Raw genomic sequence first — 12,421 nt, forward strand, 5'->3', positions numbered from 1 at the left:
GCTTGGGTAAGGCGCCCGCGGCGGCGCGCTCGGTGCGCGCCAGCGCCAGGCTCATGGCGAGCGCGCCGCGCTTGGGTAAGGCGCCCGCGGCGGCGCGCTCGGTGCGCGCCAGCGCCAGGCTCATGGCGAGCGCGCCGCGCACCGGCCGCAGGTCGCCGCCCAGGGAGAGCTCGCCGGCGAATTCATACCCTTCGAGCTTGCGGGCGTCGACCTGGCCGCTGGCCGCGAGTATGCCCAGTGCGATGGCCAGGTCGAAGCGGCCGGAATCCTTGGGCAGGTCGGCCGGCGCGAGGTTGACGGTGATTCTTTTATTGGCCGGAAACTCCAGGCCGGTGTTCTGGATAGCCGAACGCACGCGCTCCCGGGCCTCCTTGACCTCGGTCTCCGCCAGGCCGACCAGCGTGAAGCTGGGCAGGCCGTTGGCCAGGTGGACCTCGACGCAGACCGGCCGCGCCTCCAGCCCCAACAAGGCGCGGCTGTGCACTAAAGACAAGCTCATGAAGCAACTCCCCTGTTTTGCCCCAAAGTTGTGCGCGACATGCGCCCCAATTTGGTGCTCATTGTTTGACTGGATTCTAGAACGCCCACTGCCTCGGGTGGAAAACAGGCTGGCTTACGGTCCATAAGGCAGGCTGCTTTGGCACGGTACGTGCTATTGAACCCTGCGGAATCTGAAGACCTGTTGTGGCAACCCTCGGAATCCCTGAACCGGAGCGCTCCGATCTTCATGCGCCCAGAAAACCTGTAGAGCAGCCGGGGCGGTGCACCGAGGGGCCGCTTCCTTATTCATCCTTGGAGGAAACCTGAAATGAAACTCGTAACGGCCATCATCAAACCGTTCAAGCTGGACGAAGTGCGCGAGGCGCTGTCCGGCATTGGCGTTCAAGGCATCACCGTGACCGAAGTCAAGGGCTTCGGCCGCCAGAAAGGGCATACCGAGCTGTACCGCGGCGCGGAATATGTCGTCGACTTCCTGCCCAAGGTCAAGATCGAGGCGGCTGTGTCCGACGACCTGGTCGACCGCGTGATCGAAGCGGTGGAGGGCGCCGCCCGCACCGGCAAGATCGGCGACGGCAAGGTCTTTGTCTACAACCTCGAGCAGGTCGTGCGCATCCGCACCGGTGAAACCGGCAAGGAAGCGCTGTAAGCGCTCAACCCAAATATAAAGAGAACATAGACATGAAAAAAATACTCGCTTCCCTTGTACTGGGACTGAGCCTGCTGACCACCGGCGCCGTCATGGCGCAAGCCCCGGCCGCCGCGCCCGCCGCTTCGGCCGCGGAAGCCAAACCGGCTGAAGCCGCAGCGCCTGCAGCGCCCGCAGCAGCGGCTGCGGCCGCCCCGGCAGCCGCAGCTCCGGCAGCCGCCGCAGCGGCCTCCGCGCCCGCACCCGTTCCCAACAAAGGCGACACCGCCTGGATGATGGTTTCCACGCTGCTGGTCATCATGATGACCGTGCCCGGCCTGGCGCTGTTCTACGGCGGCCTGGTMCGCAGCAAGAACATGCTGTCGGTGTTGATGCAGGTCATGGTGACCTTCTCGATGATCGTCGTGCTGTGGTTCATCTACGGCTACAGCCTGGCTTTCACTGAAGGCAACGCCTTCTTTGGCGGCTTCGACCGGCTCTTCATGAAGGGCATCTGGGACAACGTCGCGGGCACCTTCGCCAACGGCGCGACCTTCAGCAAGGGTGTCGTGATCCCCGAGATCGTGTTCGCCGCCTTCCAGGCCACCTTCGCCGGTATCACCTGCGCGCTGATCGTCGGCGCCTTCGCCGAACGCATCAAGTTCTCCGCCGTGCTGTTGTTCATGGCTATCTGGTTCACCTTCAGCTATGCGCCTATCGCGCACATGGTCTGGTTCTGGATGGGCCCTGACGCCTACACCGGCAAGGAAGTCGCCGACGCCATGAGCGCCAAGGGCGGCTACATCTGGCAAATGGGCGCCCTGGACTTCGCGGGCGGCACCGTGGTGCACATCAACGCCGCTGTCGCCGGCCTGGTTGGCGCCTTCTGCATCGGCAAACGCATCGGCTACGGCAAGGAAGCCATGGCGCCTCACAGCCTGACCCTGACCATGGTCGGCGCCGCACTGCTGTGGGTCGGCTGGTTCGGCTTCAACGCCGGCTCCGCCCTGGAAGCCAACGGCTTCGCCGCCCTGGCCTTCATCAACACCCTCGGTGCAACGGCAGCCGCCGTGCTGGCCTGGTGCGTCGGTGAAGCGCTGATGCGCGGCAAGGCTTCCATGCTGGGCGCCGCATCCGGCGCCGTCGCCGGCCTGGTGGCCATCACCCCCGCAGCCGGCAACGTCGGCATCGGCGGTGGCCTGATCATCGGCCTGGTCGCCGGCTTCGCCTGCCTCTGGGGCGTGAACGGCCTGAAGAAACTGCTGGGCGCCGACGACTCGCTGGACGTGTTCGGCGTGCACGGTGTGGGCGGTATYCTGGGYGCGCTGCTGACCGGCGTGTTCAACTCGCCGGCCCTGGGCGGCCCGAGCTTTGTGGGCGACTGGGTCACCGCCACGGCCGTAACGCCTGACGCTTACACCATCGCCGGCCAGGTCTGGATCCAGGCCAAGGCCGTGCTGATCACCATCGTCTGGTCCGGTGTGGTCTCCTTCATCGCCTACAAGGTGGTTGACCTGACCATCGGCCTGCGTGTCAGCGAAGAAGACGAGCGCGAAGGCCTGGACATCACGTCCCACGGCGAAACGGCTTACAACCGCTGATAACGCGACGGGCAGGGCAGCCCTCAGAGGCGGCCCTGACCCTTCCGATATTGAATTTTTACTGAGAGTCTCCTTTGGATGTTCAGCCCGCCGGCGCAAGCCGGTGGGCTGTTTTTTTTGGGGGGCGTTAAAGTGGCGGCTGTTCACACAAAACGAAGGCACCGTCATGACCTGGCAAACCCTTGTTGCACCGCCCAGCGGGCTCGGCGAGTCGCCGTTCTGGCATCCCGACGAGCAGATGCTCTACTGGATCGACATCCCCGGCCGGCAGATCCACCGCTGCAACGTTTTTATGGGCACGGTCGAGAGCTGGGCCATGCCCTCGGAGCCCGGCAGCATCGCGCCAGCGCGCACGAACGGCAGCAACAGCGGCCTGGTGGTCGCGCTGCGCGACGGCATCTACCGCGCCAGGGAATGGGGCGGCGAACTCCGTCAGCTGATGCAAGCCGACCACGACACGGCGACCACACGCTTCAACGACGGCAAGGCCGACCCGCTGGGCCGCTTCTGGGCCGGCACCATGTACGAGCCGCGCGACAAAGCCACGGCCGCGCTGTTCTCGCTGGACTGCCGCGGCGGCCGCGCGCCGGTGCTCGAGCGCAAGGCCGGTGACGCCGTCATCGCCAACGGCCTCGCCTGGTCGCCCGATGCCGCCACCGTCTACTGGTCCGATACGCCGCGCCACATCATCCGGGCCTGGAATTGGGACAGCGCCAGCAACGCGATGACGCAGCCCCGCGTGTTCGCGCAGTGGCCCGGCAAGCCCGAAGGCTGGTTGCCCGGCATGGCCGGCTACGGCGGCCGGCCCGACGGCGCGGCGGTCGACATCCAGGGCAATTACTACGTCGCCATGTTTGAAGGCGGGCGGCTGCTCAAGCTGTCCCCCGCCGGTACGTTGCTGGCCGAGATTGCCGTGCCAGCGCGCTGCCCCACCATGCCCTGCTTCGGCGGCGACGACCTCAAGACCCTGTACCTCACGACCGCACGCTACAACCGGCCCGCGCAGGAGTTGCAGGACTTTCCCGATTCGGGCTGTGTGTTTTCCATGCAGGTCGACGTTCCCGGCCTGCCCGTGAACTTCTTCCAGGACTGATTCCCTGCCGGCGGCCGAAAAATCCGAACAAGCCGCGTTCAAAAAAATCAAACCGCCACCCGCGGCCGCCGCTTACCATCGTGGCCATGGCTCCAGATACCGACATCAGCGCCGCGCTGGCCGAGCGCGTGCGCGCCGCCGCTGCCGCGCGCACACCGCTGCGCCTGCGCGGCGGCGGCAGCAAGGACTTTTACGGCCAGGCCCTGGCGGGCGACGTCCTCGACGTCCGGCCGCACAGCGGCATCACCAGCTATGAACCCAGCGAGCTGGTGGTCACCGCGCGCGCCGGCACCCCGCTGGCCGAACTCGAGGCGCTGCTGGCCGCGCAGGGGCAGTGCCTGCCCTTTGAGCCGCCGCATTTCGACGGCGCGCAAGCCAAAGCCACTGTGGGCGGCATGGTCGCCAGCGGCCTGAGCGGCCCGGCCCGTGCCAGCGTGGGTGCCGTGCGCGACTACATGCTGGGCGTGGTGCTGCTCAACGGCAAGGGTGAGCGCCTGGTTTTCGGCGGCCAGGTCATGAAGAACGTGGCCGGCTACGACGTCTCGCGCCTGATGGCCGGCTCGCTGGGCACGCTGGGCGTGCTGCTGGAAGTCTCGCTCAAGGTCCTGCCGGTGGCGCCGCAGGAGGCCACGCTGGTCTTCGATATGGATGAAGCCGCCGCCCTGCAACAGCTCAACCGCTGGGGCGCCATGCCCCTGCCTGTCAACGCTTCCTGCTGGCGGGAAGGCCGCTTGTGGGTGCGGCTGCGCGGGGCGAAAGCGGCTGTCGCCGCCGCGCAAACCTCCATGGGTGGGGAAGTTCTGGACAGCGACGCGGCGCGCCACTGGACGGCCTTGCGTGAGCAGGCCCAGCCCTTCTTCGCCCTGCAAGGTGACGAGTCGCTGTGGCGCCTCAGCCTGCCCGACACCGCTGCACCGCTGAATCTCGGCGAGACTCTGGTGGAGTGGGGCGGCGCGCAGCGCTGGCTCAAGCGGCCCGACGGCAACGCGGCACYGGTCCGCCAGGCGGCGGCCCAGGCCAGTGGGCATGCCACGCTGTTCCGCTCGGCCGGCAAAATCGTGCCGGTATTCTCCGCGCTGAAACCGCCGCTGGACCGCATACACCGCGAACTCAAAAAACAGTTCGACCCGGCGGGCATCTTCAACCCCGGCCGCCTGTACGCGGACTGGTAGGCAGAACATGCGACGCCTTCGCCACCTGACCGGGCAGCACCGGACACCCTCCATCAATCGCCTGCTGGGTGGTTTGCTGGCCTTTAACGCCGGCGCCATCAATGCGGGCGGCTTTCTGGTGGTCGGCATGTACACCTCGCACATGACGGGATTCGCCTCCCTGCTGGCCGACAACCTTGTCCTGGGCCACATGACATTGGCGCTGGGCGCCATCGGCGCACTGCTGGCCTTTGTCACCGGCGCCGCCGTGACGGCCGTGCTGGTGAACTGGGCGCGCCAGCATCATCTGCGCAGCGAATACGCTTTGCCCCTGCTGCTGGAAGCCGTGCTGATGCTGTTGTTCGGGCTGCTGGGCGCGACGCTGAACCGCCAGACCCCGTTTGCCGTGCCGCTGACCGTGCTGGTGCTGGCCTTCACCATGGGCCTGCAGAACGCCCTGGTCAGCAAAATCTCTTCCTCGCAGATCCGCACCACCCACATGACCGGCGTGATCACCGACCTGGGCATCGAGTTCGGCAAGATGTTTTACTGGAACCGCACCGGCGGCCCGCCCGAGTCGCGTGTGCGCGCCAACCGCATCAAGCTGCGTCTTTTCGGCACCTTGCTGGCGATGTTCGTCACCGGCGGTGTGATCGGCGCGGCCGGGTTCAAGTACGTCGGCTTTGTCTGGGTTGTGCCGCTGGCGCTCATGCTGCTGGCCTTGTCCTTGCCGCCCCTGTATGCGGACTTCCGGCGCGCCGCCCGGCGCAAGGCCCTTGCCGTGGCCCTGAAAGAGGCGCCCTGACTTTATGCAAACCCATCTCGCCCCCGAATTCAAGAACAGCGCCGAAGGCCGCGAAGCCGAAGCCATTTTGCGCAAATGCGTGCACTGTGGCTTCTGCACCGCGACCTGCCCGACCTACCAGCTGCTGGGCGATGAGCTCGACGGCCCGCGCGGCCGTATCTACCTGATCAAGCAGGTGCTCGAAGGCGAGGCGCCCACACGCAAAACGCAGCTGCATCTGGACCGCTGCCTGACCTGCCGCAACTGCGAAAGCACCTGCCCCAGCGGCGTCGAATACGGCCACCTGGTCGACATAGGCCGCAAGCTGGTCGACGAGCGCGTGCCTCGCCCGGCCGGCGAGAAAGCCTTGCGCTGGGCGCTGAAGGAAGGCCTGCCTTCGCCGCTGTTCGCGCCCGCGATGAAGGCCGGCCAAGCCGTGCGCGGCCTGCTGCCCGCGGCCCTGAAAAACAAGGTGCCGCCCAAGCAGGACGCAGGCGCCTGGCCGCGGCGCACGCGTGCGCGCAAGATGCTGATGCTCGAAGGCTGCGTGCAGCCGGCCATGATGCCCAACATCAATGCCGCCACCGCGCGTGTGCTGGACGCGGCCGGCATCGAAACCGTGCTGGCGCCCAAGGCCGGCTGTTGCGGTGCCGTCAAATTCCACCTCAACGACCACGAAGGCGGCAAGGACCAGATGCGGCGCAACATCGACGCATGGTGGCCGCATATCTCCGAAGGTGGCGGCGTGGAGGCTATCGTCATGAACGCTTCGGGCTGTGGTGTCACCGTCAAGGAATACGGCCACATGCTCAAGGACGACCCGGCCTATGCGACCAAGGCGGCGCGCATCAGCGAACTTACGCGCGACCTCAGCGAACTGATGCCCGAACTGGTCGGCGAGCTGCAAGGCAAGGTCAAGGCCCGGGCCGGCGCATTGGTGTTCCACCCGCCCTGCACTCTGCAGCACGGCCAGCAGTTGCGCGGCGGGGTCGAGACGCTGATGGGCGCGCTGGGTTTCACAGTGACGCTGGCCAGCGCCGAATCGCACCTGTGCTGCGGCTCGGCGGGCACTTACTCGGTGCTCAACCCGGACATCGCTTACCAGTTGCGCGACCGCAAGCTAGTCAACCTGCACGTCTCGGCGCCCGAGACCATCATCTCCGCCAATATCGGTTGCATTACGCACCTGCAAAGCGGTACGGCGACGCCGGTGCGGCACTGGGTGGAAGTGCTGGACGCAGCACTGACGCCCTGAAGGGAGGGAACATCCCAGGCAAGCCGGGGCCGCGGAACCGGCTTTGCCGGGCCGCAGGCGCAGCGCCCCCTCGGGGGGCAGCGCATTACACGAAGTGAAAAGCGTGGGGGCCAACATCCTACTGACACTACGTTGTCAGTAGCAGGTCCGCACCATCAAGGCTTCTTCAACAAAGGAGCCTTCCATGAAAAACGCCATTACCTGGTTTGAAATCCCCAGCACCGAATTGAACAAGGCCCAGGCCTTTTACGAAGCCGTGCTCGAGTGCAAGATGCGCCGCGAGCCCATGGGCCCGTCCCAAGGCGCGGTGTTTCCCTATGACGCGGAGGAGGGCGTGGGTGGCGCGATCCTGGCCGGACCCACAGCGCCCGCGCCGGCGTCCGCCGGTACTTTGATTTACCTCGATGCCTCGCCGTCGCTCGATGCCGCCCTGGCACGCGCCGTCAAGGCCGGCGGCAAGGTCGCCTTGCCGCGCCAGGCGCTGCCGCCCGGCCTGGGATTTTTTGCGCACATCACCGACCTGGACGGCAACCGCATCGGCTTGCACGCGCTGGCTTGAGCTGCGATGGGCCGCAAGAACTGGATCGCCGTCGCCAGCGCCGAGCATGCGCGGCATGGCTGCGAGACGCCGGGCGCCGGCTACATGCAGGTGTGCCACGGCAAGTGCGCGCCGCTCAAGCGTATGGCCGCTGGGGACCGGGTGGCCTATTACTCGCCCGCGCTGACCATGGGCGGCAAAGACAAATTCCAGCGCTTTGTTTCCATAGGCGTGGTGCAGGCCGGCGAGCCCTATGCCTTTGACATGGGCGGCGGCTTTGTGCCCTTTCGCCGCGACGTGGCTTATGTGGCCACGCGCGAGGTGTCCATACTGCCCTGGCTTGACGAGTTCGAGTTTGTGGAAAACCGCCAGCACTGGGGCTACAAGTTTCGCTTCGGCCTGTTCGAGGTCAGCGACCACGACATGCGGCTGGTCGCAAGGGCCATGCGGGCCGACCTGGCGGCGCTGGGCTTTGAGGGAGCTGGCACAGCCACAGTCGCGCCTCCGCGCCCCATGGCGCTGTTCCCGGACTTGTAGGTAACTACCAGGCCAGTTCGCGGTAGAACACCGTCGTGCCCACCAGCCCGCCGCGCGGCAACAGCGCGTAGCCGGGAATCACGCCCACGCGCTGCCAGCCCAGGCGCTGGTACAGGCGCTCGCCGCTGTCGCCGGTCACCGTGTCCAGCACCAGCAGCGTCTTGCCGCAGTCGCGTGCCATGTTTTCGGCGGCGCGCATCAAGGCTTCGCCCAGGCCCTGGCGCCGGCAGCGGCGGTGCACCAGCATCTTGGCCAGGTCGGCGCGGTGCGGCTGGTTCTCGGCCTGGGCAAGCACCAGCTGCACCGTGCCGCAAATGCCTTGCGCGTCCTCGGCGACCAGCAGCGCGCGCTCGCCCGCAGCCACACCCTGCGCCACGCCGCGCCAGAATGCCGCGGCGCGTTCGTGCGACAGCGGGTGCATAAAACTCACCGAGGCGTCGCCTTCGACGCAATCGATGAGCACATCGGCGAGTCCGGCGATCTGGGTGTCAGTGACGGCGGGCAGGCGCCGCAGCGACCAGGGTGTCGTGTTCATCATGGGTTCAAGCCGGTTCGGTGGCGATCACCACCGCATAGCGCGCGGGCTTTCGCGTGGGGTTGTGGAACATCGTGGGACGGTCCAGCTGCATGGCCAGGCAGTCGCCCTCGCGCAGAGCGTGGCGCGCGTTGCCCAGCGTGATGTCGATGGCRCCTTCGAGCACCCACACCTGCTGGTGCACACGCGCATCGCGCGCGCCGGTTTCAAAGGCCACCCGCCCGCCCGGGGGGAAGTGCACTTCAACGATCTGCATGGGCTGCGGCACGCCGGGCGGCGAGATGTTGCGCCGCAGGTAGCCGGAAGCCGGGTCCTGCCACTGCAGCTGCTCCGCGTGGCGCGCCACCGGGCTGGCGGGCGCCTGGGCGGGGGGCGCATCGAACAGCGAGGCCAGCATCACGCCCAGGCCGGTGGCCAGCCGCTCCAGTACCACGGCGGTGGGGCTGCTCTCGCCGCGCTCTATCAATGAAATCATGGAACGGCTCACGCCGCTTCTGGCGGCCAGCGCGTCGAGCGACAGGTTTTTGGCGGCGCGCAGTTCGCGCACGCGCTCGGCGATGCGCTGGTTGAGGTCGGAAGCGGGTTCTGTCATGATGGAATTTATTTTCCACCATATTGGATGTTATGTCCAGCGTGTGGGCAGCTAGGCAGGCATGGGCGCCTGGCCAGGTTGAAAGCACATCGGCCGCTCGTCGAACGCCAGCCAGCCTGACCGGTCGCACAGGCTTTGCACCAGGGCCGAATAGTCGGCCCGCAGCGAGCAGCGCATGCTCAAGGTGTCCTCCGAGGCCGGCAACTGAAATTCGATCCAGCCTTCGTCGGCCTGCATGCGGCCGGTCTGGTCGTCATCATCCCAGGCGATTGCGGGAAGCATGCGCGAGAGTGCGGCCCGCACCGCGTCGGCGTCGTCCAGCGGGCGCACCGTGCTGTCGTCGAGTTCATCAGGGGTCAGCGGCAACCGCGTGGGCTCGAAGAAGAGGTAGCTATAGGCCATACAGGACTCAGACAGGCTTGAGCCGCACGACAGGCCGCTGCGGCTTGCGGCGCGCGACCTCCTGGAAGCCGGCGTCGTCATACATGGACTTGGCGCCGAACCACATAAAGTCGTCATGCGAGCGGCCGGGTTTGTCCACGGGATAGGCCTCGAGCAGCGTGGCACCCTGCTTTTTGGCGTAGGTGATGGCCCCGTCCAGCAGTGCCCGCGCGACACCCTCGCCGCGATATTCCGATGGCACGACAAAACAGATGATCGGCCAGACAGGCTGTTCGTCGACCGGTTTCATCACCGGTGAGCGCTGGAGCTTGGCGTAGTCTTCACGCGGCCCCAGCGACACCCAGCCGACCGGGACCTTGCCGCGATAGCCGATCAGGCCGGGCGGTGTTTCAGAGTGGGTCAGTTTCTTCAGGTCTGCGCGATTGGCCTGGGCTGCGGTGGTGCCCGCAGGCAGCGGTTCGCGTGCGCCGCTGCGCCGGTAATACATGCACCAGCAGCCACGCGCGACCGAACAGCCTTTGGCATAAAACAGCGCTTCAAGATCGGGCCAGCGCTCGGGCGTGAGGGGGCGGACGGTGAGCTTCATGGGGCGGGAAGGGCGAACCGGTATTGGCACTATAGCCAAAGCGCCGCCGGCCGCAAGCGCTAGTCTGTGTTGGCTTTGCAGGGGACAGCGAAGTCCACGTGGTAGTGCTCGTCGTGGCGAACCCAGGGCTTGCCCTTCATGAAGTTCAGGTTCTGCTTCAGGTAGGTGCCGCGCGGCGTGGCGAACAGCCGGGGCAAAAACGGCGCGTCGAGGATGACCAGGGCAATGCCGACGCCGCGCGCCTTCGCGGCCAGGTGCAATTGGTACAGGTGCTCGGCGATGGCGGGGAAATCGATGGCGTATTCGCCGTATTGCGCGTCGGCATTGAATTCAATGTCATAACCGAACCGGTTGCTGACGCTGCCCGGTAGCGGAACGGACTTTCCCTGCGCATCGCGGACCGGCACAAAGAAGTCCACGGACAGGCCGTTCTGGTGCGTGCGGTGCGGCCGGAAGCGACCGCCCGAAGGCCAGCCCGTTTCGCCGTAAATATAAATGGTGGAAGGGCTTGCGGCGTGCAGCGCCGCATAGGACGCGGTGATGATGTCCGCGACCTTGGCATGCACATGCGTGCGGCCTGCCGTGGCCGCCAGGCTGCTGTAGGCCGTGAAGTTGGGGCCGCTGGCGGGCAGCTTGACGCTGCCTTCGATGCGGCCCTTGCTGACCGTGCCGAAGCACTGGCTGTCGGCGGCAAGGGCTTGGGCGGACAGGGCGGCCAGCATTGTGGCGATCAGACACGCGAGTTGGTGCATGGAGGGCCCGGCTACCAAGCCCCACGACCATACGAAAGAGCAAGCGTTCCAAGAGCAAATGAGCCGGCGACAAGACCTCCCAGCGTCAGCCACTCCGCGGTGTTGAAATCCTTGAACGGAGGATCGAATGGGTTCAGGGCCTGCCACCATTTCTTCCCGAGCCGCCGGCGGTGCCGGTAGAGCAATACATTCCCACCGCCGATCCAGAGCATCGCTGCCAGTGAAAGCAGGATCAATTGACCTGTCGGCATTCCGGCGAAGACATCCCCAGGCGGTGGCAGCACGGGCGGCRGCCCCACGGGTTCCGTCATGAGACCGCTAGCCTTGCCGAGCGCCAGGGTCAGCAGAATCGGCGTCGCGAAGAGCGCGATGTTCTTCCAGTAGGCTGATCGCGTCTGCGCCCGCACCATGCGAAACCACGCAATGGGCGCAATAAAAATCGTTGCCAAAAATACGACGGCGGTGAGTACTTCAAGAAGTAGTTGTAGGGTCACGGCTTGCACTATAGCGGGTGATCTGAAGGCCTGGCTGCCCGTGCCGGGGGGAATATCTCGCGTGGAGTAAGGGGAAGCAGTTGACCCATTGCGACATCACCATCAACACAACATTCGTTGAAGTATTGGTTACGATCAGCGATTGAGATCCCCCTGGTGAAAGCCAGCTCGTACGGCGTCAGCGATTTACCTTATGTATGGTCTGACCGGATCCGGCTCAGATGGGCTCAGCGCCCGCTTGGTCGAAGGGCTAAGCTATTTTCATGTCCCAATAAAAAGCTAGGCGCCCCGTCCCCCGAATGCACGGTGCAGCGCCCATAGCACCAGCCCGACACCCGCGGCGGTGACGGCATAGATGTTCAGCACCTGCTTCCAGTTCAGTGGCACACGCTTGGCCTGGAAGGTTTGCTCCGTGTGATGCACTTCTCTGCCATGAAGATATGAGTGGTCGACAAATTGCTCATCGCTGAGCGGGTACACCCGCCATGACGACAGTGGCAAGAGGGGCACTCCGATGATCACCACCCACAGCGTGGTGATGTACTGCCCGCCGATGTCGTGTTCTCGCTCCCCGTAGTAGCGTGTTCCGGTTCCGCTCATTGTGAAGGGCATGTGCTTTCCTCAAAAGATGTAGTGACTAAAGACGTACCAGGCGCCAGCAAGGCAGCCGGCCGTGAGAAGGTAGACATTCAGCACCTGGGCCCAGTTTAGAGAGACGGGTCTTGCTTGATAGGCTTGCCGGGTTCCATAGCTGGTCACAAGTTCGTCTGTAAGTGGGAAGACGCGCCAGGAACTGAGAGGCAGTATTGGAAGCCAGAAAAACACGATCCACTCGGTCGTAACGTACGATCCGCCGATATCGACATCTCGCTTGCCGTAGTACATGGTGCCGGAGCCGTTATGAATGGAGGGCATATTTATTTATTGGGTGGGTTGGTTTGCGGGCGTCTAACTTGGCGGTTGCAATCCAGTCTG

Annotated in this window: 17 protein-coding genes; 8 read left to right on the forward strand and 9 right to left on the reverse strand. The window is 65.5% G+C overall.

What is annotated here, in order from left to right:
- Positions 1–499: magnesium chelatase domain-containing protein (locus tag AC1D1Y_RS09990; protein WP_477682200.1), on the reverse strand; the 499-nt coding region annotated here is incomplete at its 3' end.
- A gap of 309 nt (positions 500–808) precedes the next feature.
- Here AC1D1Y_RS09990 and glnK point away from each other — a divergent pair.
- From glnK to AC1D1Y_RS10030, 8 genes are all read left to right on the forward strand, one after another.
- Positions 809–1,147, forward strand: coding sequence for a P-II family nitrogen regulator (gene glnK, locus AC1D1Y_RS09995; RefSeq protein WP_007873831.1), 339 nt, complete (start codon positions 809–811; stop codon positions 1,145–1,147).
- Between the two features lie 32 nt (positions 1,148–1,179).
- Entirely contained in the window at positions 1,180–2,727 is a 1,548-nt protein-coding gene (locus AC1D1Y_RS10000) for an ammonium transporter (protein ID WP_477682201.1), read from the forward strand.
- A 166-nt stretch (positions 2,728–2,893) separates the two neighbouring features.
- Positions 2,894–3,820 (forward strand): SMP-30/gluconolactonase/LRE family protein, encoded by a 927-nt coding sequence (locus AC1D1Y_RS10005; protein WP_477682202.1) that lies wholly within the window; start codon positions 2,894–2,896, stop codon positions 3,818–3,820.
- Positions 3,821–3,906: 86 nt separating this feature from the next.
- Positions 3,907–4,992 carry a glycolate oxidase subunit GlcE gene (gene glcE / locus AC1D1Y_RS10010; protein WP_477682203.1) on the forward strand — a complete coding sequence of 362 codons (1,086 nt, stop codon included), beginning with the start codon at positions 3,907–3,909 and terminating at the stop codon, positions 4,990–4,992.
- Positions 4,993–4,999: 7 nt separating this feature from the next.
- Positions 5,000–5,776 carry a YoaK family protein gene (locus AC1D1Y_RS10015; protein ID WP_477682204.1) on the forward strand — a complete coding sequence of 259 codons (777 nt, stop codon included), beginning with the start codon at positions 5,000–5,002 and terminating at the stop codon, positions 5,774–5,776.
- Positions 5,777–5,780: 4 nt separating this feature from the next.
- Positions 5,781–7,010 (forward strand): glycolate oxidase subunit GlcF, encoded by a 1,230-nt coding sequence (gene glcF, locus AC1D1Y_RS10020; RefSeq protein ID WP_477682205.1) that lies wholly within the window; start codon positions 5,781–5,783, stop codon positions 7,008–7,010.
- 184 nt (positions 7,011–7,194) lie between these two features.
- Positions 7,195–7,569: a VOC family protein gene (locus tag AC1D1Y_RS10025; RefSeq protein ID WP_477682206.1), complete on the forward strand. Its 375-nt coding sequence runs from the start codon at positions 7,195–7,197 to the stop codon at positions 7,567–7,569.
- 6 nt (positions 7,570–7,575) lie between these two features.
- On the forward strand, positions 7,576–8,085 hold the full coding sequence (locus AC1D1Y_RS10030; protein ID WP_477682207.1) for an EVE domain-containing protein: 510 nt from the start codon (positions 7,576–7,578) through the stop codon (positions 8,083–8,085).
- Positions 8,086–8,089: 4 nt separating this feature from the next.
- Here AC1D1Y_RS10030 and AC1D1Y_RS10035 read toward each other — a convergent pair whose 3' ends face one another.
- The 8 genes from AC1D1Y_RS10035 to AC1D1Y_RS10070 form a co-directional block, all read right to left on the reverse strand.
- Positions 8,090–8,620 (reverse strand): N-acetyltransferase family protein, encoded by a 531-nt coding sequence (locus AC1D1Y_RS10035; RefSeq protein WP_477682208.1) that lies wholly within the window; start codon positions 8,618–8,620, stop codon positions 8,090–8,092.
- Between the two features lie 7 nt (positions 8,621–8,627).
- The gene (locus AC1D1Y_RS10040) at positions 8,628–9,212 is read right to left on the reverse strand and encodes a helix-turn-helix domain-containing protein (RefSeq protein ID WP_477682209.1); all 585 of its coding nucleotides are present in this window, start codon (positions 9,210–9,212) and stop codon (positions 8,628–8,630) included.
- Positions 9,213–9,263: 51 nt separating this feature from the next.
- Positions 9,264–9,614 carry a hypothetical protein gene (locus AC1D1Y_RS10045; protein ID WP_477682210.1) on the reverse strand — a complete coding sequence of 117 codons (351 nt, stop codon included), beginning with the start codon at positions 9,612–9,614 and terminating at the stop codon, positions 9,264–9,266.
- Between the two features lie 7 nt (positions 9,615–9,621).
- Complete coding sequence (locus tag AC1D1Y_RS10050; protein WP_477682211.1) at positions 9,622–10,200, reverse strand: GNAT family N-acetyltransferase; 579 nt, start codon at positions 10,198–10,200, stop codon at positions 9,622–9,624.
- A 59-nt stretch (positions 10,201–10,259) separates the two neighbouring features.
- Positions 10,260–10,922 (reverse strand): penicillin-insensitive murein endopeptidase, encoded by a 663-nt coding sequence (locus AC1D1Y_RS10055; RefSeq protein ID WP_477682212.1) that lies wholly within the window; start codon positions 10,920–10,922, stop codon positions 10,260–10,262.
- A 41-nt stretch (positions 10,923–10,963) separates the two neighbouring features.
- On the reverse strand, positions 10,964–11,446 hold the full coding sequence (locus AC1D1Y_RS10060) for a hypothetical protein (RefSeq protein WP_477682213.1): 483 nt from the start codon (positions 11,444–11,446) through the stop codon (positions 10,964–10,966).
- Positions 11,447–11,725: 279 nt separating this feature from the next.
- A complete protein-coding gene (locus AC1D1Y_RS10065) occupies positions 11,726–12,058 on the reverse strand; it encodes a hypothetical protein (RefSeq protein WP_477682214.1) in 333 nt (110 codons plus the stop codon).
- Positions 12,059–12,067: 9 nt separating this feature from the next.
- On the reverse strand, positions 12,068–12,361 hold the full coding sequence (locus tag AC1D1Y_RS10070) for a hypothetical protein (protein WP_477674996.1): 294 nt from the start codon (positions 12,359–12,361) through the stop codon (positions 12,068–12,070).
- Positions 12,362–12,421 lie beyond the last annotated feature (60 nt).

Source organism: Polaromonas sp. P1_G1 (assembly GCF_056405595.1).